This is a genomic window from Streptomyces sp. NPDC058086 (genome assembly GCF_042885015.1).
Classification (GTDB): domain Bacteria; phylum Actinomycetota; class Actinomycetes; order Streptomycetales; family Streptomycetaceae; genus Streptomyces.
The window spans coordinates 29344-53579 of the sequence record NZ_JBHVST010000013.1 but is presented as its reverse complement, the minus strand read 5'-3'; the positions used below and the strand labels follow the sequence as shown (position 1 = coordinate 53579).

Here is a 24236-nt window from a genome sequence, read left to right as displayed (position 1 = left end):
ATGGACATCCAGTGGGGCACCCTCGCCGGCGTGTGCGGTGTGAGCCTCGGGATCACGCTGCTCACGGTCGTGCTGTTCTCCCTCGGAATCGCCGCCTGGCCCCGTGGCGACGACGGAGGCGGAGGCGGAGAACGCGCCCACGGCGCCAACCGGACGGCCACCGCGGCAGCGGTGCTGTGCTTCGGCGCGTGCCTGGCGGTCGCCGTCTACGGACTCACCCTGATCATCGGCGCCTGACATCCGTCGCACCCGAGGCACCCGCTCATGCCGGACCCGGTCCTCCGGCGCTGCAGGCCCGAGGTCTGCGCTGCGGACCCGAACTGCCTGACGTCGCAGGGGCGTTGTCAGTGGCGGCTGGCAGGATCGCCGACATGACGGACATCGTGGCCGACTGGCGGTCCTTCCTGGCGCGCTGGAGCCAGGAATGGGCAGACGCACAAGACCCCGGCGCAGCGGCGGGCGAGCGACCCGTGCGGGACGAGGAGCCTCTGCGTACGCGCCGGCTGGGGTTCCCGCCCGCGTCCGAGGAGCGCATCCGCGCCCTGGAGGAGCGGCTCGGGCACCGGCTGCCGCCCTCGTACCGGACGTTTCTGGCGGTGAGCGACGGCTGGCGGCATGCGGGCGGCTTCGTCTGGCTGCTCGCCGGTACCGACGCGGTGCGCCGGCACGAGGACGCGGCGGGCCTGGCGGAGTACTTTCCCGGGGATCTGGACGACGACCCCACGCCCGAGGACGTGGTGCTCGCCGGGATGTGGGGGCGGGCGCTGGAGCTGGACGTGGAGTCGGACGCGGTCTACGTGCTGCTGGACCCGGGGGACGTGGACGACGCCGGTGAGTGGGCCGTGTACTGCTACGCGTCGTGGCGTGCGAGTCCTCCGGAACGGTACGCGTCGTTCCGCGCGTTCATGGAGGCGATGTACCGGGAGTTTCACAGCCTGCAGGTGAGCCGCTCGAAGGATGCGGGGGCGGAGTTCGTCAACGCGACGACGAGGGCTCTGGACGCGTCCGTCGAGGCCGCGCGGTTGGACGCGCTGGGCGGGCGGTACGAGCGGGCCTCGGCGTCGCTGGCAGAGGCGATCGAGTACGGCAGGCCCCGGGCGACAGGGCTGCGCGACCAGATCCGCCGGCTGCTCGGGGAGACGTACATGGTGTCCTTCTACGGGCTCACGGCCGACCCGCTGTACGCGCCGGAGTTTCTGGCCGTGCTGGCGGCCGAGGACGTGTGGCATCACCAGGACCGCCCGTCGTCGGCCCGCCACCTGGGGGGCGCCTGCGACGAGGTGCGCGAGGCGACGGACGAGATCCTGCGGCAGGTGGGGGACGGCACCTTCCGCTACACCGCCGAAGGCCCCTTCGGCCGTGCCGTGGAGGAGGCTCGGGAGCTGGCGCGCTGGGGCGACGGGGACACGGCCTGGCGCACCCTGCGCGCCGCACTGCCCGAGTGGCGGCCGGTCGGCCCCGAGCACCTGGCGCCGGTCGGCCTGTGCGCCGACCCGCTCCTTGGCCCCCTGATCACCCCGGAGCGGGGCCGGGAACTGCTGGCCACGCCCCGGGCCGGACAGTGGGGCGACGCGCCGGCTCCCGCGGCCGACCTGGACCCGCCGGGCCTGGCGTGGCTGGCGGAAGGGGCTCCCGGCAACTTCCTGACGTCGTACCGCTTCGTCCTCGTGGAGTCGGTGGCGCCGGCCGAGCTGCCCGGCCGTATCGGCACCCCCGACGACGCCGTGCTGAACGCGCCGACGACCTTGTGGAACTCGCGCACGCGCTTTCCCGGCGACCGGGCTGTGACATGGGAGGACGAGGCGCTGGCCGCCGTCGGCCGGGCGGGCCCCGGCTGGAGCTTCGCCTTCGAGGCGGCGCCGGGCGGGAGGTTCGACGAGCAGCGGTTCGTCTCCCCGGGCGTCGCCGCTTCCCGGGGCACCCGTGCGGTGACGGTGTGGAGCGAGCCGCCCGGCCCCCTCCGTCCCGGTGTCTTCCATCTGTCCGTCTCGGAGAACGGCGAGGAGCGGTACGCGTTCACCGTCCGGGGGACCTCGGTCGGCAGACGGGGGTCCGTGCCGGCCGCCCTGGACCCGGACCGTCTCTTCCCGCAGGACGACCCGCACGCCGAACGGCTGGGCGAGCGCCGTGCCCTGGAGGCCCTTGCCGCCGAGTTCGGCGTCCGGCTCCCCCGGTTCGCCCTCGGACGCGGACGCCTCCACAGCTTCCGGACCCGTCCCTGGAACCGGCCGCCGGGCCCCGGCGAGGGCTATGTGACGCTGGGCGGGGTCCGCTCAAGGCCGTGACGGCATACCAGCGCGGACTGACATCGCCTCATCGACCGCGCGGCCTAGGTCGTCGTCACATTCCCGTCGTCCGCCCGGAGGGCGGGCCCTGCGGCGTCATGGGGGTCCCCCCTGCTCGAGCGGAGTCGAGAGCTCGGGGGAGCCTGCTCTCGGCGTGCCAGGCGAAGGCCCTCGTACTGGACGTACTTGGGTCTGTGCCCGGTGCGGTGAAGGGGGTCCCTCCCTGTTCGAGCGAAGCCGAGAACTTGGGGGCGCGTGCATGGCGTCGCGGGGCAGACGGGAATGTGACGACAGGACCTAGGGAGGGTGGGAGTTCGGCCCGCGGTGAGAGCCTTTCCCCGGTGTCCGCGCGGGGAGTCCCCGGTGACCCGATTCTTGCCCTGCGCGGGCACACTTCCATGGCACAGGCAACCCACAGGTCCCGTTTCGCTTCCTTCGAGGCGCGAGGGGCTCCCGGCACCGACGGGACGCCCGCGCTCGAAGTGTAAGGAGGGGATCCTTGAACCGTACCCGGCGAATAGCGGTCACCGCCGTGGCCGTGCTCGCGGCCCTGGCGGGCTCACCGGGACTGGCCCAGGCCCAACATCCGTCCCAGGCACAGCCGTTGACGGAGAAGGCGGACAGCACGCTGCCGCCGGGCTGGCACGTCACCGGGGAGGGCGTCGCACGTGAGCTGGTCTGGCGGTCGGACAGGGCCGTGCCCGTGGGCGACGCCCGCGTCGAGTTCCACGCGGCCGGCCGACTCCTCGGTTTACCGAAGGCGGCCAAGGACGGCCACACCTTCCGGCTCGCTCTCCACGGAGCCACCCCGCTGAGGGACCTTCAAGTCCTGGCGTCCGGGCGCCGGTTGGACGCGCCCGCCGACACCACCGGCAAGAAGCCGAAGAACTCCCTGAAGGCCGCGCAGCCCCCGGCGCCACTCCCGGCGAACTCGGTGGACCCGGGCAGGCCGGGCGGGTACCGCACGGTCACCGGCGAGTACCACCTCGACCCGGTGAAGCTGCCCGGCTTCGCCCAGCCGGTCGAGATGCAGGCCGTCGTCGTCGCGCCCGCCGGCGCCACCGGCAAGCGACCGCTCGCACTGTTCCTCCACGGCCGCCACGCCACCTGCTTCAAGCCGGGCGGGTCCGAGGACGACGTGACCCTTGAGTGGCCCTGCTCGGCCGGCACCCAGCCGATCCCGAGCAACAAGGGCTACCTGAAGGACCAGAAACTGCTGGCCTCCCAGGGCTATGTGACGGTGTCGATCTCGGCGAACGGCATCAACGGCCAGGACGGGGAGGTCGAGGACGGCGGTGCGCAGGCGCGCTCCTCGCTGGTGCGGCAGCACCTCGCCAAGTGGGCCGGCTGGGCCGCCCACCCGGGCACCGCCCCGGCGGCCGTGCCCGACGCGGCCGAGGCCGACCTGTCCCGCGTCCTGCTGGTCGGCCACTCGCGCGGCGGCGAGGGCGTCAACCGGGCCGCCATGGACAGTCTCTACCCACCGCCCGCCGCGCAGGACGGCTACCGAGGCCCGGTGCGCTGGAAGATCCGCGGGACCGTCCTCATCGGACCTACGATCTTCGGCCAGAATCCGGTGGCCGACGTGCCGTCCACGACGATCCTCCCCGGCTGCGACGGCGACGTCTCCGACCTCCAGGGCGAGGTGTACGTCGACGGGACGCGCGGGATCAGCCGGGGCACGGCACTGCACAGCGCCGTCTACGTGGTCGGCGCCAACCACAACTTCTTCAACACCGAGTGGACGCCGGGCAAGTCCGAGGCACCCTCCTCCGACGACTTCTGGGACGCCCCGGAACAGCAGCCCGACCCTGTGTGCTCCACGGGCACCCGCACTCGGCTGACCGCCGACCAGCAGCACCAGGCGGGCGCGACCTACATCGCCGCCGCGGCTCGGCTGTTCGTCGCCGACGACGACCGGGTACGACCGCTGCTCGACGGCTCGGGCCGGCGCGCCCCCTCGGCCGACCCGGCCCGCGTGCTGACCCACGCGGTCGGCGCCCGCCGCACGGGCGGCTTCCTGCCCGACGCCCCGGTGAAGGTGACCGGCGGCAGGCTGTGCTCGGCGCTCGACCCCGACCCGGGCGTGGCATGCCTCGGCCCCGACACCGTGGGAAGGTCGCCGCACTTCGCGCGGTGGTGGACGGAGAAAGAGGCCGGCCGCGGCGCGGTCGCGCTCAAGTGGTCGGCGCCGGGCGCGGCGACCAAGGTCCGCCCCGCCGCTCCGGTGTCCCTCGCCGGCGCCAAGAGCCTGGCGCTGCGCGTGTTCGTGCCGCCGAACACGACCGGCACCGAGCTGGACGTGGCCGTCACCGACTCCAACGGCCGCCGGGCCGAGCTCGGCCGGGTCCAGGCCGACGGGCTGCCGGGCACCGAGCGCACCGCCTCCTACTGGGCGCGCGAGCTGCGCGTCCCGCTGACCGCGGCCTCCCGCGTCGGCCTCGACCTGAGGCACGTCAAGTCCCTTGAACTGACCCCGCGTTCACAGTCAGGACAGGCCTGGCTCATGGATGCCTGGGGCTGGGCCCCCGGTACCCCGGCGGCCAGGGCCGCGACGCTGCCGCGCGTCGACATCGGCCGACTCACCGTCAAGGAGGGCGACTCGGGCACTCTCACTTATCACGTCCCCGTCCAGGTCTCCGGGCACGGCAGCGGCAAGGTCCGCTTCTCCGTCCTCGACCCGGACACCGGACAGGCCAAGGACAAGCTGGTCACGGTACGACCGGGCAGCGACCCCATCGATGTGCCCGTGGAGGTGAAGGGGGACACGCGCTTCGGCTACGACGAGCAGTACGACGTCGTCGCGAAGGCCGTGCACGGCGCCGTCATCGGCTCGTACCGGGGCGGGGTCACCGCGGTGAACGACGACCCCGCGCCCTCGGTCACCCTGACGCCGGTCACGGACCGGGTGACCGAGGGAGGCACGCTGAAGTGGCGGATCACCCTCTCCGAGCCCGCCGGCGTGGACATCTCGCAGCCGCTCCGGGTGCTTCCGGTCACCGAGGGCGCCGAGTTGTCCACCAAGGACGTGGACCCGCAGTGGCTGATGGACCACGCCGGTGAGCTCCCCGACCCGGAGCGCGCACTCTCCCGGGCGAACCTGTGGGTGTGGACGGAAATCCCGGCCGGGACCACCACCGCCGACTTCGCCGTGCCGACGGTGACGGACCAGCTGACCGAGCCGGCCGAGTCGGTACGCCTCGCGCTGACCGACGACAACGCCGAACCGCTTCCCGACCGTCCCGTGCTGACGGGCACGGTGGTGGACGCACCGTAAGCCGCCCTGCGCAGGGGGCATGGACAGGGTGGTCCATGCCCCCTTCGTGTTCACAGCCTCCGCCGAGCCGCAGGCGCGCTCACCGAACTGCCCGCCCGTCGAGGAAGGCGAGCAGATTCATCGTGCGCCTCAGATCGACGTGCATCTGCTGGGAGCGGCCGTCCGGCCATTGCGGCGGGACGTGCTCCGGCGCCCGCTGGATCACGAACACCGGGGATCCGTCGATCCGCAGGAAGTGGTGGGTTGCCGTCTTCTCGATCGTGTCGCCGAGCTTCCGGTGCCAGAACGAGCTTTCGGGCTCCAGCTCGGCGGCGTCCGCGGGAGGACGGTCTTGCGTGCGCTGGGCGGCATCTGCGGAATGCCCGCCACCGAGGGCTGGCGAGACGACGCGGTACGCATCACCGCACTCCTCTGCGACGGCCTGCGCTACGGCGCCGGGGTCACGGCATGAGCCGACATCAGCCCGGTCGAGTCCCGAGCCGACGGGAGACTGCCAAGTCCGTCGGCGCGGGTATGCCGCCCCAGCGGATTCCCTACGGCGTCAACGCCGACCGAGCGGCAGCCGTGGAAGTAGTGCACACCGTGGGTGCGGTGGCAGGTCGCGGGATGCCGCTCGGGACGGCCCTGCTCCACCCAGGACGACCCGGCGGCGGGCCGGATGCCGAGTGGCCCGGCGAGAAGGGCATCCGCGGGGGGCGGACGATCACTCAGAACCGCATGATGGAGCGGCATCGGGCCGTGACACCCTCAATGCGTCTGCTGGTGTCCGGGGGCAAGGAATCCCCGCACGAACGCATCGAACGCATCGAACGCATCGAACGCATGCGGCGCCCCCGTGGGCAGCAGATGCCCGGCATGCGGAACCACGAACAGCCGGGCCCCCGGGATGGCCGCTGCGGTCCGTCGAGCGTCCGGCAGGCTGGTGCGATCCCGCTGCCCGCACAGCACAAGCGTGGGTGCGGCGATCTGCGCAAGCGCGCCGGAGAGGTCACTTGTTTCGAGAGCACCCAGCATGTCGATCCACCCGGCGCGACCGGGAAGGTCGGAGATCGCGCGGACCAGCCGGCGCCGGGGCTATGCCGTTCGAGTCGAAGCCGCCGTGGTGACGTCTTGCCGGGTGCGATCCCAGGACCACCGGACAGAACCAACCGGTATACGAGGTCCGGGTTCTCGGCTGCGACCCGTGCCACCACGATCGCCCCAAGACAGTGGCCGCTCAGGTGGACAGGCCGCCGCGAGGTCGAGTGAGCAGCGCTGCCGGACGCGCTCCGCCGCGCCGTCCATCCGCTGAGCCAGCCAGGTCGGCTGATCGGGCCGGTTCTCCGAGACCGCTGCTCGCCGGGATCTCAGACGGCGCACAGCGGGAAAGCGCTCGGGGGGTGCCGTACCGAGCAAGCGGTCGCGGGCCAGCCGCCGGCCCTCTTCGGCGACGGCCGCGGTGAGCGCACTGTCGGCGCGCTCCCACACGGTGGCGGCCCTCGTCGAGCGCGCCACGCTGTTGCGCGACCAGGGCCGGTTGGAGGAGGACGGGGCGGCGTTCCTGGAAGCGATCGAGAGGGGCAGGCGCACGCTCGGCAGCGGGCATCCCGTCGTCGTCTCCGCGCAGTACCGCGTCGCTCTCGTCCACGAGGCACGGGACCACATCTCCCTCGCGCTCGCGGCCGCCGAGGCGGCGCCGGCCGAGGCGGACCGCAGCCTGGGGGCCGACGCATCACGAGACACTCATGGCAGCCGCCTGCGTTCTGGTGTTCCTCCTCCGTCTGGACCGGCTCGAAGAACACCGGACAATGTTGGAGGCACGACTCGCCGATGTCGTCGTGGGCCTCGGTTTCTCCCACTCCTTGGTCCGCGCCCCGGCCGCCCACCGCGCCGCCCTCGCCCTGAGGCAACCCCATTGGGGCTAGAGAGCGGCTCGCCCCGGACCGCTTCGAGATGCATCGGTCGTGCGGCTACTTGAGCTCGGCGTCGCTGTAGTAGCCGCCCGCGACCAGAACACTGTCGTAGTTGGTCTTGTCGACGCTGATGGGCTGCAGCAGGTAGGCGGGCACCACCTTGGCGCCGTTGTCATAGGTCCTGGTGTCGTTGAGCTGCGGCTTCCTCTTGTTGAGCACGTCGTCGACCATGTTCGCGGCGACGTCGGCGAGCAGGCGGCTGTCCTTGTAGACAGTCTGCGACTGCTGACCCGCAATGATCGACTTGACCGAGGCGAGTTCGGCGTCCTGCCCCGTGATGACCGGCAGGGGCTTGCTGAGGGAGCCGTAGTCGTCCGACCTCAGCGCTGCCAGGACGCCGATGGAGATGCCGTCGTAGGGCGACAGGACCGCGTCGACCTTCCTGGTCTTGTACGACGTGGTGAGGATGTTGTTCATGCGCTTCTGCGCGGTGGCGCCGTCCCAGCGCAGGGTGGTGACCTGGTTGAGCTCGGTCTGACCGGACTGGACGACCAGCTGCTTGCTGTCCAGGAACGGCTGCAGGAGGTGCAACGCGCCGGCGAAGAAGTACTTGGTGTTGTTGTCGTCGCTGGAGCCGGCGAACAGCTCGATGTTGAACGGGCCCTTGCCGTGCTCCAGGCCGAGCTGGTCGATGATGTAGCGGGCCTGGAGCCGGCCGACCTGCTCGTTGTCGAAGGAGGCGTAGTAGGTGACGTTCTTGGTGCCGAGGATGAGCCGGTCGTAGGAGATCACCGGGATCTTCGCGTCGGCGGCCTGCTGGAGCACTTTGTTCAGCGACTTGTTGTCGATGGCCGCGATGATCAGTGCGCTGACGCCCTGCGTGATCAGGTTCTCGATCTGCGAGACCTGGGTTGCCGGGTCGTTCTCGCCGTAGACCAGCTTGGTCTTGTACCCATTGGACTGCAGGTCCTTGACGACGCTCTTGCCGTCGGTGATCCAGCGCTCGGAGGCCTGGGTCGGCATGGCGATGCCGATGGTGCCGCCCTTGGAGCTGCCCGTGCTGTTCTGGCCGCCGCAGGCGGACATGGTGAGGGCGACGGAGGCAGTTCCGGCGATGGCGGCGAGGGCGGCTCTGCGATTGCGCATGGTGATCGTTCCTTGTTCTTCTCGTCGTTGAGAAAGGTGACGGCGTATCAGATGTGTGTGAGGAGGCGACGGTGGAGCGAGCCGGGCGGCCGACGAGCAGGTCGAGCGCGAGTCGGCCGTGCCGCGTCCAGGCTCAGGGCCCCGCGTAGGGGTGCCGTACGGGTGGATCGCGGGCGCCCTGGACGGCCCGAACTTCAGGTAGAGGGTGCGCCGCGGCGGATCAGCTCGGCGACCTTGCGGATGCGCACACAGCCGCCGAGGTCGTCGGGGTTCTTTGGTGCGCATCTCCACGGGAGTGAGCCACCAGCATTCCGTGACGAGGTGACCGACAGTCAGGTTCTCCGCAACATTGTGGAGTTGGGACTCAAGAGCCTCGATGCCTCGCGGATTGCCGATCGGCGCGTCGTTGCCCAGGCGTCCGGGTCTTGCCGATTCGCGTGACCCCTCTGCCGGAGTACACCTGAACGCACGTCAGGCCGCGCCGCGGGGTTACGTCCACGTGTGTTCCAACTCCGGTGATGCACAGGGCAGTTGCCTTCCAACCGTTCGAAATGTCGTCACACGTTCGGAACGTAGGCGTGACCCTAGGAGGGAGGGCGCGGGGTGTCAACGGGGGAGGACCGGTAAGGATTCGGGAAAGGTGTTGGAGATACGCTCCCTGAACGCTCGGACCCGGGCTCCCGCACAGGACTGCGCCACTGGTGAGGCAGGCGGGGCCGCCCCTGACACACACCTCGAACTGGGCCCGGGCGGGGTACCGGTCCACATGTTCGACGACCGTCTTCCGGACGGGGCGAGACCCGCCGACGCTCGCCATTGTCCGCGACCGGCTCTCCCCGCGCGGCGGGTGCCCCGTTCCCCTCCGGGGGCCGCGCCGACGTAGCCTGAATGCTCCGCACCGAACTCCCGCTAGGAGCACCGTGAGCATCGCAGAGCCGCACGCCGGACCGCCCGCCTGGCGGCTGCTTCTCGGGTACGTACGACCGCATCGATGGGCGCTGCTGGCGGGCGCGCTGCTGGCGCTGACGACCGGCGCCACCGGTCTGGTGCTGCCGCTGGTGGCGCGGGGGCTCATCGACGACCTTTCGCACGACCGGTCCATCGGGCGGGCGCTCATCGGTATGGCGGCGCTGGTGGTCACCAACGCCGCGGTGGGGGCGATGGGTTCGTACGTACTGCGGCGCACCGCCGAGTCGGTGGTGCTCGGCGCGCGGCGCGCCCTGTCGTCATATCTGCTGCGGCTGCGGATACCGGCCGTGGACCGCAGCGAGCCGGGCGACCTGATGGCCCGTATCACCTCCGACACCACGCTGCTGCGCGAGGTCACCACCGATTCGCTCGTGGGCATCGGCACCGGCGGTCTCACCCTGGTGGCGACGGTGGTGATGATGGGCCTGGTCGACGTGGTGCTGCTCGGCGTCACCCTGGGGGTGATCCTGTGCGCGGGCACGGTGCTCGGCGTGATCGTGCCGCGCATCAACCGGGCCAGCAAGCAGGCGCAGGACGCCGTCGGCGTGATGGGCGCCTCGCTGGAGCGGATCCTCGGCGCGCTGCGCACGGTCAAGGCATCGGGTGCCGAGCACCGGGAGGAGCAGACCATCCACGCGGCGGCCGAGGAGTCCTGGCGGCAGAGCGTACGGGCCGCCAAGTGGTCGGCGGCCGCGGGCAACACGGCCGGTCTCGCGATGCAGATCGCCTTCATCACGGTCCTCGCGGTGGGCGGCGCGCGGGTCGCGACCGGCGCGATCGGAGTCGGCACGCTGGTCGCCTTCCTCCTCTACGTCTTCTATCTGATGTCGCCGATCCAGCAGGTCGTCGGCGCGATCACCCAGTACCAGACGGGCGCCGCCGCGCTCGCCCGCATCCAGGAGGCGCTGCGGCTGCCCGCCGAACCGGACGCCCTGCCGGCGCCGCTGCCGGCCCCCGGCTCCGCACCGGCCGCGCTCGCCTTCGACGACGTCCGCTTCCGGTACGCCGACGACCTGCCGTACGTCCACCACGGCGTGACCTTCGCCGTCCCGGCCCGCGGCATGACCGCCTTCGTCGGCCCCTCCGGCGCCGGCAAGACCACCGTGTTCTCGCTGATCGAGCGGTTCTACGACCCCGAGGCGGGCGTCATCACGGTCGACGGCCGCCCCCTGGAGGAGTGGGACCTGCCCCGGCTCCGGTCGGCCATCGGGTACGTGGAGCAGGACGCCCCGGTCCTGTCCGGCTCTCTGCGGGACAACCTGCTGCTGGGCAACCCGGAGGCCGACGACGCCGATGTCACGCGTGTGCTGAAGACGACCCGGCTCGACGGGCTGGTCGCCCGGCTGCCGCGCGGCCTGGACACGCTCGTCGGGCACCGCGGCACCAAGCTCTCCGGCGGCGAACGCCAGCGGGTCGCGATCGCCCGCGCGCTGCTGCGCCACCCCCGCCTGCTGCTCCTGGACGAGGCGACCTCACAGCTCGACGCGGTGAACGAGGCCGCGCTGCGCGACACGGTCGCCGATGTGGCCCGTACGACCACGGTCCTGGTGGTCGCGCACCGGCTGTCCACCGTGACGATGGCCGACCGTATCGTCGTCATGGACGCGGGCCGCGTCCGCGCCGTGGGCACCCACCGGGAACTGGTGGCCGGGGACCCGCTCTACGCGGAGCTGGCCGCGACCCAGTTCCTCGCGACGGCGGGCTGAGGAGAGCGGATCGTCGCGCGTTCTCCGTACGAAGTTTCCTTCACTCGGCCACGACATACGCGTCTGCCCCCGGCACGGGATGCCGGGGGCGGACGCGGGCAGACACTGGTGGACAGGCCCTGGCCTGATCCAATCGACAGGCCCTAGGTCTGGAGGCCCGGGAGGAGTCCGGTGACGGGGGCGACCAGGTCGGTGACCTGGTGCAACTGATTGAGGTCGTTCAGGCGGTTGAGTCCGGCCAGTTGGTCGGGGATCCGCGGGATGTCGGCCTGGTGCTCCGCGGGGATGTCGCTGACGGCGAGCGCGTCGAGCTGGGTGATCGGGTTCAGCTTCCCCGCGTCCGGGGCCGCGGCGGCGGCCGCGGACGCCATCGGCGCGGCAAGGCCCGTGACACCGACAGCGAGACCAACGGCGGCGACCATACGTCGTGTTGAGATCATGCTTGCAGCAACGGCCCCGGACGGCGCGCGGTCACGGCCGTCCCCCGCTCCTCACCCGAGAGGCGCATCGCACCGGCTGGGCTTGCCGTGGGCCACGGGGCGGAGGACGCTCGGTAGAGAGGCCCTTCGCGGTCCCCTCCTTGCCGGACCGCGGCCTTCCAAGGAGGTCGACATGGGCACCATGGCAGGCCCCGCCTTCGACACCGAAGCGCTACGCCGGGGCATAGAAGGACAGAATGCGGCGGATCTCCTGTCGCTCTACGCGGACGACGCGGAAATGACGATCGTCGACCGCAACACCCAGCCAAGCCACCCGATGATCAAACACGGTCGCGGCGAGATCGCCGAGATGCTCAACGATGTCTACAGCCGCGACATGACCCACAAGTTGGAAGAGTGTGTCGTCCAGGGCGACCATGTCGCGTTCACCGAGTCCTGCCAGTACCCGGACGGCGTGCGGGTACTGGCCAGCTCGATGGTCTCGCTGCGCGACGGCAAGATCGTCGAACACACGCTGCTGCAGGCATGGGACGAGTAGGACGGAACTGGCCGAAGGTCCAGATCAACTCTCGCCTGACCTGGACCTTCTCGGCGAAGGCCGCGATGGGTCGCTCGCGCTCGGGGCGGCCTCGGCTGCCCCGACCAGTTTCCGCAGCAGGTCTGCGAGCGTCCGCTTCTCTGCTGGGGTCAGTACTGCGAGCAGCGCGTTCTCACCCCGGTCCTCCGACACCGCGTGCTGTTCGAACGCGGCGTATCCGGCGTCGGTGATCCGCACCTCCACACGACGCCGGTCGGCCGTGTGGTGGGTACGGGCGATCAGCCCCGCCTCCTCCAGTGGACCGAGCCGCGCCGACAGGGCGCCGCGGGTCAGCCCGAGCATGTCGGCGAGCTGCGAGGGGCTCGCCGCGTAGGGCGGGCCGAGTCTGCGCAGCATCAGCAGCACTTTGAACTGCCAGTGCTGCAGCCCGTCGGAGTCGAGCACGTCCCGACGGGCCTGGGCCGCGTGCCGGGCCAGGATCGCGAGCCGGACGAAGATCTCCTCCTTGACCGGATCCACCCAGTCGAGTTCCTTCACCCAGATCGCGACGTGCCGGTCGACCGAGTCCGCCGCCGAAGCCTGCCCCCGCGCGGCCTTCGCCTCCTCCGCCTTCAGGTCTCCCGCCTTCACGTCTCCCGCCCTCACATCTTCCATGCGCCCCTCCGTAGATGGTTTTCTTGTGGATAGTTTTTCTGATTACTACTTTTCCTGCCATGACGAACACCGCAAGTACCCTTCGTACGGTCGTGCCGCTCGACGAACTCATCGCCGTTGCAAGGGAGTTGAGGATCGGCGGTCGCTGGGAGCGCGCCACGCGTCTGCTCGACTCGGCCGAGGCGACCGATCCGCGAGCCCGTGCACGCCTCGCCGTGGCCGCCGCCGAAGTCGCCCTGGAGAGCGACTGGTTCGGCGGGACCGCCCTCGCGGGGCCACGGCTCGCCGCCGCCGAGGAGCTCGTCGAGGTGCTTATCGAGAGCCTCGCCGGGAAACCCGCCGATGAGACGCACCCCGACATCCGCTGGGACCTGGACTTCCATCGACTGCGCCACGGCTACCTCGGGCAGGTGCGCGTCGACGGTGCCTTCCGTGCCGGTCCCGACGGCAAGGACCCGGACGCGCTCGCCACTCTCCGCACGCACGCCGAGCGGCTCCGCGACCAGGCCCCGGACGACGTGCGCCGGGGCTGGTCCGAGATGTATCTGGGCCTCGTCGCCGACAATCTCTTCGCCGAGCGGGACCTCGCGCCCGGCCACTACGAAGCCGCGCTGCGCGCCGGTGCGGCAGGTGAGGCAGGCGAAGAAGGTGAAGCGGGCGACTCACACGACTCCGGTGACGACCTGCTCGCGCGTGAAGCGCTGCGGCACCTCGGTGATCACGACCACGACCGCGGTGACCACGCGCGGGCGAGGGAGCGATGGAGCAGGGCGACCGAGCTCGGCGCCCGGGCCGGGACCGTCCCCGGCACCCTCTCGCAGCAGCTGCTCCTGGCGGTGCTGGCACGCGACACGGGCGACGAGGCCGGGGCCGTCGCGCTGGTCCGCGAGATCGCCCGCTGGGCCGGGGCCATCGGCGCCGTGACCACCGAGGCACAGGCCAGGGGGTTCATGGCCGGGGTCGACCCGACGGCGCCGCCCGCTGCCGCCGAGTCGGGCAGCTGATCGTAGGAGCTACCCTGGTCGCGGGCCGTGACTGGCGCTGAGGTGGAGTACCACCGGGGAGCGGCCTGACGAACGGGTCTTTGCCGCGCGCCTGGGCGATTGTGTCAGCGACGCTCAGGAGTGGCTCATGTCCCAGGCCCAGCTCATGGACGGCGCGGCTCTCGCGCGCCGCATCGTCGAGGAGACCGCGAAGCGCGCGGCCGAACTCACCGGGCGCACGGGGATGGCGCCGTGTCTCGCGACGGTGCTGGTCGGCGAGGATCCCGCCTCGGTCACCTACGTCCGGATGAAGCAGAACCGCAGCCGCAAAGCCGGCATCGAGTCCCGGCACGTCGCCCTGCCCGCCGACACCACCACGGCCGAGCTGGTCGACACACTGAAGGCGCTGTCGGGCGACCCGACCGTGCACGGCATCCTGCTCCAGCACCCCGTCGGGCCGCACATCGACGAGCGGGCGGCGTTCGAGGCCATCGCGCCGGAGAAGGACGTCGACGGGGTGACGCTCAGCTCGTACTCGGCGATGAGCTTCGGGCTGCCGGGCTTCGTGTCCTGCACCCCGGGCGGCATCATGCGGCTCCTCGACCAGTACGACGTCGACCCGGCGGGCCGGCGCGCCGTCGTGGTGGGGCGCAGCGCGATCCTCGGCAAGCCGGTCGGGATGCTGCTGCTCGGCCGCGACGCGACGGTGACCTACTGCCACTCGCGGACGACCGGTCTTTCCTCGGTCGTCCGCGAGGCGGACATCGTGGTGGCCGCCGTGGGCCGGCCCCGGCTGATCCGCGGTGAGGACATCAAGCCGGGAGCCGTCGTGATCGACGCGGGCTACAACCCGGGGAACGTCGGCGACGTCGACTTCGACACCGCCCGCGAGCGGGCCCGGCTGATCACGCCGGTGCCGGGCGGTGTCGGCCCGATAACGATCGCGGTCCTGCTGGAGCAGACCGTGACCGGGGCCGAGCGCCAACTCGGCCTCCGATAGAGCGTTTCGGCTTCACTCACAGGGCTTCGAGCCTGCGTACAGCCTTTCGGCTTCGCTGACAGGGCTTCGGGTCCGCTCAGCGCATCCACGCGCTGTACGACATCACGTCCCCGGCCTTCACGCCGTACTCGGGATCGTCCTTGGTGACGGTGTCCTCGATCCCGAGTACGGCGCCGCTCCTCGGGTCGAGGATCAGCATCCGTCGCGCGGAGTGCGCGGTGTCGTCGTACACGTACGCCTGTCCCTGCCTGCCCAGCCGATCGGTGACCGCTCCGGCCGGGCGCAGGCCCTTCGCGTCGGCGAGGACACGGACGAGCGCGGCGTCCTCACGGGCGCCCAGCGTCCAGTTGTTCAGCAACTCGGCGACCGCGTCGAGAAGTTGGTATGTGCCCATGGTCTCGGTGCGGTCGATCTCCTCGAGGTAGGCGCGCAGCCGCTGGGCGTCGTGCGGCGGCCGGGCCACCGGCGGGGCGTCGCTCCAGCTCGGCGGGTAGGTCTGTCGGCTGAGGACGTGCCCGTCCTCGACCGTGCGGGGGACGGGGTCGGCGTCGGTGAGGACCGGCCTGCCCGGGTGGCGGGGGTCGGTCGCCACGACGAGTTCCGTGTGGCTGCCGTCGGCCTTCCAGCGGACCACGCGCTCCTCGGGGAGGGTGATCGGCGGCCGTGCCCCGGGCCCGGAGGTCAGGCCCATGCTCCAGGTCTGTACATGGGTGCCCTGGACGAGCCGCTGCGAGCCGGCGGACGCGGCCACTCGGTCGGCGAGCCGGTCCAGAGGTACGGGGGTGGAGCCCGCCTCGACGATCAGCGGGCGGGGTGCGGCCACGGCGGGGGTGGTGGTCGATCCCGACAGCGTGAGCGTCAGGACGACGACACCGACGGCGGCCGCGGCGCCGACGCTCCAGACCCAACGGCGCGGCGGACCGGGGCGCGTGCTGCGCCGTCCGCCGTGCAGCAGTTGGTTGAGGCGGCGCTCCGCGTGCTGGTCGAGGGGGCGGTCATGGAAGCCGGGGTCGGTGGACGGCACCGGGTTGGCGCGGCGCAGGATGTCGAGTTCGTCAGCCATGGCCGTGCTCCTTCGGGGTGTCGCGGCGGGGCGGGGCGGGGCCGCCGGCCGCGGTGATGTGCATACGGTCGATCTCGGCTCTGAGCCGGCGGCGGGCGCGGTGCAGGCGCATGGCCGCGGCACGGCTGCCGCAGCCGAGGGCGACGGCGACCTCGTCGACGCCGAGCTCCTCCCAGGCGGTGAGGCGCAGTACCTCCTGGTCGGCCGGGGAGAGCCGGGCCAGCGCCTCGTGCACCCAGTCGCCCGGCGACGCGGAGTCGGGGCTGTCGACGACCTGTCTGCCATGCGCGCTCTCGTCGTTGCCGAGCCGGTCGAGGAGCCTGCGGCGGCGCCCGTAGCCGCGTACGGCGTTGGCCAGGCAGTGGCGTGCCACCCCGTACAGCCAGGGAAGCGGGGACGGCGGGAGGTCGGACCGGCGCCGCCAGGCGACGGTGAAGACCTCCGCCACCACCTCCTCGACATCACTGCTCCGGCCGTCCAGTCGCCTCGCCACATAGCGGCTGACCGCCCAGTAGTGCTCGCGATAGGCAGCGGCGAAGGTCTCGTCGTTGCTCATAGTCCGTAGGTGTCCGGCAGGTACGCGATCGTCACAGGTGTCGGTGTGACGCTCGTCGCTTCACCCAAGTGTGACGGTGGGCCCGGCGCCGGACACAGGCGGGGCATGGAAAGCACCACAGTCACGACGCCGCCCGGGGCCCTTCCCACGCGTGCGCGGCGTCCTGGACTCGCCGCGGTGAAGTGGCTGACCACCACGGATCACAAGACGATCGGCACGCTGTATCTGGTCACGGCGTTCGGCTTCTTCTGCGTCGGCGGGGTGATGGCGCTGCTGATGCGCGCCGAACTCGCCCGGCCGGGGTTGCAGATCATGTCGAACGAGCAGTTCAACCAGGCGTTCACGATGCACGGCACGATCATGCTGCTGATGTTCGCGACGCCGCTGTTCGCCGGTTTCGCGAACTGGATCATGCCGCTGCAGATCGGCGCGCCCGACGTGGCGTTCCCTCGGCTGAACATGCTGGCGTACTGGCTCTATCTCCTCGGCTCGCTGATCGCCGTGGGCGGGTTCCTGACGCCTCAAGGAGCGGCCGACTTCGGCTGGTTCGCGTACGCGCCGCTGTCGGACGCGGTCCGCTCGCCGGGTGTCGGCGCCGACATGTGGATCATGGGTCTGGCCTTCTCCGGCTTCGGCACGATCCTCGGCTCGGTCAACTTCATCACGACCATCATCTGCATGCGCGCCCCCGGCATGACGATGTTCCGCATGCCGATCTTCGTGTGGAACGTGCTGCTCACGGGTGTTCTGGTGCTGCTGGCCTTCCCCGTACTGGCCGCCGCACTGTTCGCGCTGGAGGCGGACCGCAAGTTCGGTGCCCACGTCTTCGACGCGGCCAACGGCGGTGCCCTGCTCTGGCAGCACCTGTTCTGGTTCTTCGGCCATCCAGAGGTGTACATCATCGCCCTGCCGTTCTTCGGCATCATCTCCGAAGTCATCCCGGTGTTCTCCCGCAAGCCGATGTTCGGCTACATGGGCCTGATCGCCGCGACGATCTCCATCGCCGGTCTGTCCGTGACCGTGTGGGCGCACCACATGTACGTCACCGGCGGTGTACTGCTCCCGTTCTTCTCCTTCATGACGTTCCTCATCGCCGTGCCGACAGGCGTGAAGTTCTTCAACTGGATCGGAACGATGTGGAAGGGGTCCTTGAGTTTCGAGACCCCGATGCTCTGGGCGACCGGCTTTCTGATCACCTTCGTCTTCGGTGGTCTGACCGGCGTGATGCTCGCCTCGCCGCCGATGGACTTTCCCGTCTCGGACTCGTACTTCGTGGTGGCACACTTCCACTACGTGATCTTCGGTACGGTCGTGTTCGCGATGTTCTCCGGATTCCACTTCTGGTGGCCGAAGTTCACCGGAAAAATGCTCGACGAGCGCCTCGGAAAGATCACCTTCTGGACGCTGTTCGTGGGCTTCCACGGCACGTTCCTGGTGCAGCACTGGCTGGGTGCGAACGGAATGCAGCGCCGTATCCCCGACTATCTGGCGGTGGAGGGCCTGACCACCCTCAACACCATCTCGACCATCTTCTCCTTCCTTCTCGGCAGTTCCCTCCTGCCGTTCTTCTACAACATCTGGAAGACCGCCAAGTACGGCGAGAAGGTCGAGGTCGACGACCCGTGGGGCTACGGTCGCTCACTGGAGTGGGCGACCTCCTGTCCCCCGCCGCGCCACAACTTCCTCACCCTGCCGCGCATCCGCAGCGAGTCTCCCGCCTTCGACCTGCACCACCCGGAGATCACGGCCACGGCCACACGTCTGGAGACGCCCCGGAAGGAACTGCGATGACGACCATGGACGACCGTCCGCCGTCCCCACGGGCACTGATCAACGAGTTGGAGGGCCATCTGCTCATGGAGGCCACCAAGGTCGAGGGACGAGCGGAAGCGGCTCGTTTCACCCATTCCCTGGCCTGGCTGACGGACACCCAGCGCGAAGAGGCGGAAGAACGCTTCGCGGACACCTACCTGGCCCTCACCCGCAACTCCTGGGAACGGACCGCACAGCGCGGCCGGGAATTGCGCGCCGAGTACGAGGCGAGGTATCGCGCACTGCGTCGGCGCCTTTGCGCCGTGTTTCTTCTCGGTGCCGCTTTCGCCCTGGTGACCGTCGTCTCGGTCAGCCGACGGTGACCTCGCGAGCGAGGTCGGCACGCAGAAGCATCCTGGACGAGTCGTCCACCAGATTCCGCATCACCGACAAGTAGGGCTCGTCGCCGCCCAGGTCGTCCAGAATGCGGTGCGCTTCGCCGCGGAACTTGTTGATGTCGTCCTCGTACCGGCCAAGAACGTCCGGCGCCAGAAGGGTGTCGATGAGTTCCGCTCGGGCGTCATGGGAATTCCTCGCGTCGGCGTGCAGCCTCAGGACTCGCTCGGCGGAGGGGGAGGCGGACGCGTCGAGGGAACATGCCAGGAGATACGTCACCGTGCCGTTCAGGAGGTCCTCGTTGCGGCCGGACAGGATGTCTTCCTGGTCGTTGAACAGCTGCCACAGGATGCCGAATACATCGCCGAAATCGCGCCAGAGCTCCACTCGCTCCTTCTCGACACCCGCCAATTCGGCGGCCATTGCGGTGACCATGCTGAAGGGGGCGCCGGACTTCCCTCGATAGGCCGTGACCACCGACTCGTGCGTGGCCGTGGCCGCATCCCCGCGCAGGTCACTCAGCTGGCCTTCGGTCGCGCCGATCCAGCACTTCACGATCTCGGCCGACAGGGTGCCGCGGACCGATTCCGGGACTGCCTGCGACTGGACGACGAGCAGAGGGAGTGGAGTCCCGCTGACGAGCGCGGCGAGCAGCGCCTCACCTCCGCCGAGGTGGGTGCTCTGCCCGTCGGCCAGGTCGTCGAGATGGCACGCCGAGGTCCACCACAGCTCATGCACGACGGCCAGCGGCACGGCCGGTTCGGGCGCGCCCGTCTCCACGGCATGCACGATCAGCGGCAGCACCGAGAGCGGGTACGTGAACTCGCGGTTCCGCACGAGTTCCGCGACCGCGGCCCGCACCGCGTCGGCCTGAGGGGCGAGTCTTGCCAGCGTGGCCTCCATCTCCGCGTCGATGTCCACCGAAAACCGCCGATGAAGGTCCAAGTAGGACATGGAACGCACGAGCAGACCCCTCACCACCGAAATTAAATCGAGCACCGATTCGATCACTCGGGCTGGAGAGCAACCAGAGCGACTTTCAGCCGTGCCCGGTCCCCTTGGCCGACTCCCTGGACACCGAGCCGGACCGTCGGACCGCGGGAATCCGTCCGTGAAACCGTCATGTCGGCTCGCCAGCGTACCGGCCCCGCAGGCGGGCCCACGAGCGTGAGGGGAGCCTCTCCCCCGCGTCCGTCCTCCCTCCGGAGGACATGGCTGAGCTCATCTCCTGCATGCCGAGTAGCGCGATGTTCGCCACGCGCACGACGACGCGGCGGGTCCCGGTCGGACAGGATGGGCGGTGCCCAGGGAGCGACCGTGTTGACGTCTCCGCCTCTGGGCCCTCGGGCCGCGCAAGCCCACGGCTTCCCCCAGTCGTGGGCTGCCGGCAGGGGCATCCTCGCGCGGAGGCGGCCCCACTGCGCCGAACCCGTGGGGACGGGGAGCGGCGCACGGTCCCGGGCCCGGCGGTGGATCTCGAGGGATTCACCGCCGGGTTCGAGGACACCTCGGTCGATGGCCGGCACGGCACCCACGGTGAGGTGAGGTCACGTCATGGGGTTCCGGGCTCGTACGGGTTCCACCCAGCCGGTCGCAGGATCCCCAGCAGTTGACGGACCAGCTCCTCGACCACCTCGTCGAGCGTGGCGTCCACCCAGCCGGCGCGCCAGTCGTGCAGGAGGCCGTTGACACTGCCGATGAAGGCGGTGGCGGCGATCCGGTAGTCGCGCGGCACCGCCTCGCCGCGGTCGGCGGCCGCGGTCGCCTCGGCGCAGATGAAGTCGACCCAGCGCGCCCGACGGGCGAGCCGCTGCTCCTCCAGGCGCGGGCTGACGCCGATGATCTCGACGAAGGTGATGCGGATGCGGCGCGGATCCGCCGTCACGTTCGCGGCGTAGGCGCGGAAGATCGCGTCGGCGCGCTCGGCCAGCGGCAGGTCCTGGGCGTCGGCGAGGGCGGCCAGGGCCGCCTCCTCGGCCCAGTCGTTGACCTGGAGGTGGAGGGCGGCCAGCACGTCCTCGAGGGTGCGGAACTCCTCGTAGAACTGACGCGTCGACAGTCCCGCCGCCTCACTCAGCGCCGCGATGGTCGTGGATCTGAACCCCGGGCTTTCACCGAAGAGTTGAAGCGCGGCTGCCAGAAAGCGCGAGCGTCGCTCGGCCTGCCGTTCCGCGGCGGTCCTGCCTCCGTAACGGCCGGTCGGCTGTTTGATCCTGCCCGCCACGCGTTCCTCCCTCGCCGGAGGGACGAACCGTTCGTCCCTCCGATGATTTTGTCGTGCACGGACCCTTGTGGAGAGCACCGCCCCTTCCTTACTTTCCAGTAAGTCCACTCTGAACGCAGCTGTGTTCAGATTTTTCGGCGCCCGCACCCCCCGCCTACGACAAGGGACCCGCCATGTCTGTCCTCAGACCCAGACACCTCTGTACGCTCGCCGCCGCCGTCGCCCTCACCTTCACCCTCGGCGGTACGGCGACCACGGCCTCCGCGCAGACCGCCGCACAGACCGCCGCAGCCGACCTGCGCGAAGTGATGTTCGTGGGCAACAACTGGGACGGCACCGCGGACGTCATCAAGTCCACCGGTGACTTCGCGAAGGTCGGCCGGATCAACGTCGTCCCGGACAAGGACGCGCGGATGGCGGAGATCAACGCCGATCCGATCAAGTGGATCTACTTCCTGGCCATCCGCAACGGCGTCGGCGAGGGCCACGACCAGCTCGTGGACGACATGTACTCCACGCCCGACGGCAAGTCGGTGGTCGTCTCCCGCCCCAGCTTCGCCGATGTCGTCTCGATCGACCTCGCCACCGACAAGATCAACTGGCGTTTCCCCGTGTCGGGTTACCGCTCCGACCACATGGCCGTCTCCCCCGACGGCACTCGCGTCGCGGTCTCCGCGTCGACCGCGAACACCGTGCACGTGCTCGACATCAACACCGGTAAGCAGCTGGGCTCCTTCGGCACCGGCGACAAGCCGCACGAGAACATCTTCACGCGGGACGGCAAGTACATCTGGAACATGGCCATCGGCGATGTGAACACCGCACTCGACGACCCGTGGCTGGACTGGACGAAGGGCGACCGGCACATCACCGTCGTCGACGCGACCACCTACAAACAGGTCAAGGTGATCGACATGCGGCAGCGACTGGACGCGATCGGTCTCACCGACTTCTCCGACGCGGTCCGGCCCGCCGTCTTCAGCCCCGACGAGTCCAAGCTGTACTTCCAGGTGTCGTTCTTCAACGGCTTCCTGGAGTACGACGTGGCCTCCGACCGGATCACCCGGGTGAAGACCCTGCCGATGAACCCCGCGACCAGCACCGACCGCACGACTTGGGTCAACGACTCGCGCCACCACGGCATTTCGATGAACCCGTCCGGCACCAAACTGTGCGTCGCCGGAACGATGGACGACTACGCGACCGTCGTCGACCGGGCCACCCTCCAGGAGGGCCCGCTCGTCACCGCCTCGAAGCCGTACTGGGCGACCGTCAGCGGTGACGGCAAGGACTGCATCGTCTCCGAGAGCGGCGCCGACCAGGTCACCGCCATCGACTTCGCCACGGGGCAGAAGACGGTGTCGGTGCCGGTCGGTGACCACCCCCAGCGTGTTCGCCTCGGACATGTGGAGGCGAACTGGACCGGTCCTTCGACTAGTTGACCGACGCGGCGGCCCAGGAACTCAGTTCGGAACGGGCCGCGCTCAGCAGATCGGTGGACGGGGCCGTCGCCCCGTTCGTGACCAGCGCGTAGTGCAGGGTCCCCGAGTCCGGTGCGGTGAGCAGCAGTCGGCGACTGCCGGTGCCGCCCGGCTCGGGGGCCACGGCGATCGGGGTGGTCGTGGTGTAGGCGGGCGGGGAGATCGTCGCGCCGAGGTCGGAGACCACCGTCGTGGACGCGGTCGGGAAGGACGCCGGGAGATGGAGTTCGGTGGGAGCGCTGCCGCCGCCCGAGCGCCACAGGAGCAGCCCGTACTGGCCCGATCCCACCAGTTGGGAGACGTGCGGCAGGGACGACGGAACCGGATTCCAGGTCAGGGTGGTGGAGCCGTCCCGGGAGCGGTCCTCGTAGGTGAACGCGACCGTGCTGCCCGAGGTCGCGCTCGGATAGAGCCGGTCGAGCAGACGGGCGTCCTGACGCAGGACGGCCGTGCCCGAGTCGTCGAGGCGTACGGCCGACAGATCCTCGTCGTTCCAGGCGTCGCCCGTGGTGAGAACCTTGCTCGCGTTGCCGTTCATCAGCTCGTGATGGCGTCCGTTGTAGATGTCCCACTGCCACTGGGTACCGGAGAGCACCGGGCCGGAGGACGCCGGCTTGGTCCACCAGGTGGCGCCCGGGAGACGGGAGTCGAGGGCCTGGTACATGGCCTTGTCGACGGTCGGGGCCTTGCCGGAGACCGTTCCCGACAAGGGATGGCCGAACTCACTGACGATCGCCGTAGTCCCCGCGCTCGATGCGCGGTCGCGGACCGTCCCGAAGTCGGTGGCGTACTGGCCGTCCCCGGCGTTGCCCCACATGAGGATGCCCGAGATGGCCTTCTGATCGTAGAAGTGGGTGTTGAAGACATAGCGCGGGCCGAGTGTGCCCGCGTCGAGCAGGCCGCCCTCCTGCTTCTGGGAGTCGATGTTGGAGTTCCAGAAGAGGTTGGCCTCGACGAAGGCGGGCTTGTCCTGCCAGCCGGCCGCGTCCATCCGGGCCCGGAACTTCACATAGAACGGCCAGAGCAGGTCCCGCTCCCAGGTGCGGCTGGTCTGCCCGGAGTCGTAGGTGCCCGCGTACGGCTCGTTGAACGGGTCGAAGCCGACGAGGCCCGCGAACTGGGCCGTGGTGAGGTGCTGTTTGACGTAGGCCATGGTGGCCTGGGCCGTGGTGAGAAAGGCGTCCTGGACGCCGTACGCGTTGTGCCAGAAGTCGTACTGTGCCTGCTTCACGGCCCCGTTCTGGGTGATGTTCTGCCCCCAGAAGATGCAGATCCCGCAGGACTCGCTCGGGTAGCTCCCGGCGTCCACGGCCCACTTGGGGGCGCCGTCACCGGTGTACCAGCTGCCCGAGTTGAAGAGGTAGCGGGAGTAGAGGTCCTGGTGGAAGTCGGGATACACGCGGATTCCGGCGTCGAGGAAGGCGCGTATCTGGTCGGTGACGGCGGCGAGGTAGGCGGAGTCGACCTGGCCGCGTACGGGTTCGGCGTGGGCCCAGGAGAGCAGGAAGCGCACGGAGTTGCCGCCGCCGAGGGCCCGCAGGGCCGTCGCGGACTTCTTGGCGTCGGCGGCCGAGGCGAAGGGCAGGCCGCTGTTCTCTTCGAGCTTCGTCTCGCCGGAGACGTTGTAGCCGCGCAGGACCACCTCGCGGCCGAGTCCGTCGAGGAAGCGGCCCTTGTCGACCGTGAGGGTGGCCGCCGCCGGCGCGTCGAACCACAGGGAGTCGGGGAGTCCGTCCGCGGCGGCGGGCTGGGCGCCCGCCGCCGAGAGGAAGCCGGTGAGGAGCACGAGGACGCCGAGCAGACGCGCACGTAACTTCGACATGTCCACAACAGTCTCCGGTGCGCAAGAAGGCGTCAATACTTCTGACTCCAGA

Annotated in this window: 21 protein-coding genes, 1 pseudogene and 1 riboswitch; of the genes and pseudogenes, 12 read left to right on the top strand and 10 right to left on the bottom strand. The window is 70.2% G+C overall.

Annotated features, from left to right (window positions below; all coding sequences use genetic code 11):
* The 4 genes from ACFVWD_RS12910 to ACFVWD_RS12895 all read left to right on the top strand — a co-directional run bounded on the left by ACFVWD_RS12910 (position 1) and on the right by ACFVWD_RS12895 (position 6013).
* Positions 1-237, top strand: coding sequence for a hypothetical protein (locus tag ACFVWD_RS12910; protein WP_389595735.1), 237 nt, complete (start codon positions 1-3; stop codon positions 235-237).
* 134 nt (positions 238-371) lie between these two features.
* The gene (locus ACFVWD_RS12905; protein ID WP_389595733.1) at positions 372-2285 is read left to right on the top strand and encodes an SMI1/KNR4 family protein; all 1914 of its coding nucleotides are present in this window, start codon (positions 372-374) and stop codon (positions 2283-2285) included.
* Between the two features lie 499 nt (positions 2286-2784).
* On the top strand, positions 2785-5562 hold the full coding sequence (locus ACFVWD_RS12900; protein WP_389595731.1) for an alpha/beta hydrolase family protein: 2778 nt from the start codon (positions 2785-2787) through the stop codon (positions 5560-5562).
* Between the two features lie 19 nt (positions 5563-5581).
* On the top strand, positions 5582-6013 hold the full coding sequence (locus tag ACFVWD_RS12895) for a hypothetical protein (RefSeq protein ID WP_389595730.1): 432 nt from the start codon (positions 5582-5584) through the stop codon (positions 6011-6013).
* 88 nt (positions 6014-6101) lie between these two features.
* On the opposite strand, the pseudogene ACFVWD_RS12890 reads toward ACFVWD_RS12895, so the two are convergent.
* Positions 6102-6234: pseudogene (locus ACFVWD_RS12890) on the bottom strand (IS630 family transposase); the annotation flags it as partial.
* A 75-nt stretch (positions 6235-6309) separates the two neighbouring features.
* On the bottom strand, positions 6310-6576 hold the full coding sequence (locus tag ACFVWD_RS12885) for an alpha/beta fold hydrolase (RefSeq protein ID WP_389595729.1): 267 nt from the start codon (positions 6574-6576) through the stop codon (positions 6310-6312).
* 710 nt (positions 6577-7286) lie between these two features.
* Between ACFVWD_RS12885 and ACFVWD_RS12880 the strand changes: the two genes are divergently transcribed.
* Entirely contained in the window at positions 7287-7466 is a 180-nt protein-coding gene (locus ACFVWD_RS12880) for a hypothetical protein (protein WP_389595727.1), read from the top strand.
* Positions 7467-7511: 45 nt separating this feature from the next.
* Here ACFVWD_RS12880 and chvE read toward each other — a convergent pair whose 3' ends face one another.
* The gene (chvE, locus tag ACFVWD_RS12875; RefSeq protein ID WP_389595725.1) at positions 7512-8600 is read right to left on the bottom strand and encodes a multiple monosaccharide ABC transporter substrate-binding protein; all 1089 of its coding nucleotides are present in this window, start codon (positions 8598-8600) and stop codon (positions 7512-7514) included.
* A gap of 920 nt (positions 8601-9520) precedes the next feature.
* On the opposite strand from chvE, the gene ACFVWD_RS12870 reads away from it, so the two are divergent.
* Positions 9521-11275, top strand: coding sequence for an ABC transporter ATP-binding protein (locus tag ACFVWD_RS12870; RefSeq protein WP_389595723.1), 1755 nt, complete (start codon positions 9521-9523; stop codon positions 11273-11275).
* A gap of 143 nt (positions 11276-11418) precedes the next feature.
* On the opposite strand, the gene ACFVWD_RS12865 is transcribed toward ACFVWD_RS12870, so the two are convergent.
* Positions 11419-11715, bottom strand: coding sequence for a hypothetical protein (locus ACFVWD_RS12865; protein ID WP_389595721.1), 297 nt, complete (start codon positions 11713-11715; stop codon positions 11419-11421).
* A 172-nt stretch (positions 11716-11887) separates the two neighbouring features.
* On the opposite strand from ACFVWD_RS12865, the gene ACFVWD_RS12860 reads away from it, so the two are divergent.
* Entirely contained in the window at positions 11888-12253 is a 366-nt protein-coding gene (locus ACFVWD_RS12860) for a nuclear transport factor 2 family protein (RefSeq protein ID WP_389595720.1), read from the top strand.
* A gap of 24 nt (positions 12254-12277) precedes the next feature.
* Here the strand turns inward: ACFVWD_RS12860 and ACFVWD_RS12855 are convergent, their stop codons facing one another.
* Positions 12278-12907, bottom strand: coding sequence for a MarR family winged helix-turn-helix transcriptional regulator (locus ACFVWD_RS12855; RefSeq protein WP_389595718.1), 630 nt, complete (start codon positions 12905-12907; stop codon positions 12278-12280).
* 59 nt (positions 12908-12966) lie between these two features.
* Here ACFVWD_RS12855 and ACFVWD_RS12850 point away from each other — a divergent pair, with 59 nt between their 5' ends.
* Positions 12967-13911 carry a hypothetical protein gene (locus ACFVWD_RS12850; protein WP_389595716.1) on the top strand — a complete coding sequence of 315 codons (945 nt, stop codon included), beginning with the start codon at positions 12967-12969 and terminating at the stop codon, positions 13909-13911.
* Between the two features lie 17 nt (positions 13912-13928).
* Positions 13929-14015, top strand: a riboswitch (ZMP/ZTP riboswitch).
* Positions 14016-14038: 23 nt separating this feature from the next.
* Complete coding sequence (locus tag ACFVWD_RS12845; RefSeq protein ID WP_389595714.1) at positions 14039-14890, top strand: bifunctional 5,10-methylenetetrahydrofolate dehydrogenase/5,10-methenyltetrahydrofolate cyclohydrolase; 852 nt, start codon at positions 14039-14041, stop codon at positions 14888-14890.
* Positions 14891-14966: 76 nt separating this feature from the next.
* On the opposite strand, the gene ACFVWD_RS12840 is transcribed toward ACFVWD_RS12845, so the two are convergent.
* Together ACFVWD_RS12840 and ACFVWD_RS12835 are read right to left on the bottom strand one after the other, a co-directional pair.
* On the bottom strand, positions 14967-15953 hold the full coding sequence (locus ACFVWD_RS12840) for a CU044_5270 family protein (protein ID WP_389595712.1): 987 nt from the start codon (positions 15951-15953) through the stop codon (positions 14967-14969).
* On the bottom strand, positions 15946-16509 hold the full coding sequence (locus ACFVWD_RS12835; protein WP_389595710.1) for an RNA polymerase sigma factor: 564 nt from the start codon (positions 16507-16509) through the stop codon (positions 15946-15948). Before ACFVWD_RS12835 ends, ACFVWD_RS12840 begins: the two co-directional genes overlap by 8 nt.
* Positions 16510-16614: 105 nt before the next feature.
* On the opposite strand from ACFVWD_RS12835, the gene ctaD reads away from it, so the two are divergent.
* Both ctaD and ACFVWD_RS12825 read left to right on the top strand, forming a co-directional pair.
* Positions 16615-18300: a cytochrome c oxidase subunit I gene (gene ctaD, locus ACFVWD_RS12830; protein WP_389595708.1), complete on the top strand. Its 1686-nt coding sequence runs from the start codon at positions 16615-16617 to the stop codon at positions 18298-18300.
* A complete protein-coding gene (locus tag ACFVWD_RS12825) occupies positions 18297-18644 on the top strand; it encodes a hypothetical protein (RefSeq protein ID WP_389595707.1) in 348 nt (115 codons plus the stop codon). Before ctaD ends, ACFVWD_RS12825 begins: the two co-directional genes overlap by 4 nt.
* On the opposite strand, the gene ACFVWD_RS12820 is transcribed toward ACFVWD_RS12825, so the two are convergent.
* Both ACFVWD_RS12820 and ACFVWD_RS12815 read right to left on the bottom strand, forming a co-directional pair.
* Positions 18631-19668, bottom strand: a complete 1038-nt coding sequence (locus ACFVWD_RS12820; RefSeq protein ID WP_389595706.1) for a polyprenyl synthetase family protein — start codon at positions 19666-19668, stop codon at positions 18631-18633. The two genes, ACFVWD_RS12825 and ACFVWD_RS12820, sit on opposite strands and share 14 nt — an antisense overlap.
* A gap of 541 nt (positions 19669-20209) precedes the next feature.
* Entirely contained in the window at positions 20210-20881 is a 672-nt protein-coding gene (locus tag ACFVWD_RS12815) for a TetR/AcrR family transcriptional regulator (protein ID WP_389595704.1), read from the bottom strand.
* A 173-nt stretch (positions 20882-21054) separates the two neighbouring features.
* Between ACFVWD_RS12815 and ACFVWD_RS12810 the strand changes: the two genes are divergently transcribed.
* Positions 21055-22323, top strand: coding sequence for a YncE family protein (locus ACFVWD_RS12810; RefSeq protein ID WP_389595703.1), 1269 nt, complete (start codon positions 21055-21057; stop codon positions 22321-22323).
* Here the strand turns inward: ACFVWD_RS12810 and ACFVWD_RS12805 are convergent.
* Positions 22316-24184, bottom strand: a complete 1869-nt coding sequence (locus tag ACFVWD_RS12805) for a cellulase family glycosylhydrolase (RefSeq protein WP_389595701.1) — start codon at positions 24182-24184, stop codon at positions 22316-22318. The genes ACFVWD_RS12810 and ACFVWD_RS12805 overlap by 8 nt on opposite strands.
* Between the last annotated feature and the right edge of the window lie 52 nt (positions 24185-24236).

Coding starts and splice junctions, on each gene's coding strand:
- ACFVWD_RS12845 (WP_389595714.1), top strand. CDS start 14,039: ATGTCCCAGGCCCAGCTCATGGACGGCGCGGCTCTCGCGCGCCGCATC.
- ACFVWD_RS12895 (WP_389595730.1), top strand. CDS start 5,582: ATGGACAGGGTGGTCCATGCCCCCTTCGTGTTCACAGCCTCCGCCGAG.
- ACFVWD_RS12905 (WP_389595733.1), top strand. CDS start 372: ATGACGGACATCGTGGCCGACTGGCGGTCCTTCCTGGCGCGCTGGAGC.
- ACFVWD_RS12805 (WP_389595701.1), bottom strand. CDS start 24,184: ATGTCGAAGTTACGTGCGCGTCTGCTCGGCGTCCTCGTGCTCCTCACC.
- ACFVWD_RS12910 (WP_389595735.1), top strand. CDS start 1: ATGGACATCCAGTGGGGCACCCTCGCCGGCGTGTGCGGTGTGAGCCTC.
- ACFVWD_RS12825 (WP_389595707.1), top strand. CDS start 18,297: ATGACGACCATGGACGACCGTCCGCCGTCCCCACGGGCACTGATCAAC.
- ctaD (WP_389595708.1), top strand. CDS start 16,615: ATGGAAAGCACCACAGTCACGACGCCGCCCGGGGCCCTTCCCACGCGT.
- ACFVWD_RS12810 (WP_389595703.1), top strand. CDS start 21,055: ATGTCTGTCCTCAGACCCAGACACCTCTGTACGCTCGCCGCCGCCGTC.
- chvE (WP_389595725.1), bottom strand. CDS start 8,600: ATGCGCAATCGCAGAGCCGCCCTCGCCGCCATCGCCGGAACTGCCTCC.
- ACFVWD_RS12865 (WP_389595721.1), bottom strand. CDS start 11,715: ATGATCTCAACACGACGTATGGTCGCCGCCGTTGGTCTCGCTGTCGGT.
- ACFVWD_RS12885 (WP_389595729.1), bottom strand. CDS start 6,576: ATGCTGGGTGCTCTCGAAACAAGTGACCTCTCCGGCGCGCTTGCGCAG.
- ACFVWD_RS12850 (WP_389595716.1), top strand. CDS start 12,967: ATGACGAACACCGCAAGTACCCTTCGTACGGTCGTGCCGCTCGACGAA.
- ACFVWD_RS12880 (WP_389595727.1), top strand. CDS start 7,287: ATGGCAGCCGCCTGCGTTCTGGTGTTCCTCCTCCGTCTGGACCGGCTC.
- ACFVWD_RS12835 (WP_389595710.1), bottom strand. CDS start 16,509: ATGAGCAACGACGAGACCTTCGCCGCTGCCTATCGCGAGCACTACTGG.
- ACFVWD_RS12855 (WP_389595718.1), bottom strand. CDS start 12,907: ATGGAAGATGTGAGGGCGGGAGACGTGAAGGCGGGAGACCTGAAGGCG.
- ACFVWD_RS12860 (WP_389595720.1), top strand. CDS start 11,888: ATGGGCACCATGGCAGGCCCCGCCTTCGACACCGAAGCGCTACGCCGG.
- ACFVWD_RS12840 (WP_389595712.1), bottom strand. CDS start 15,953: ATGGCTGACGAACTCGACATCCTGCGCCGCGCCAACCCGGTGCCGTCC.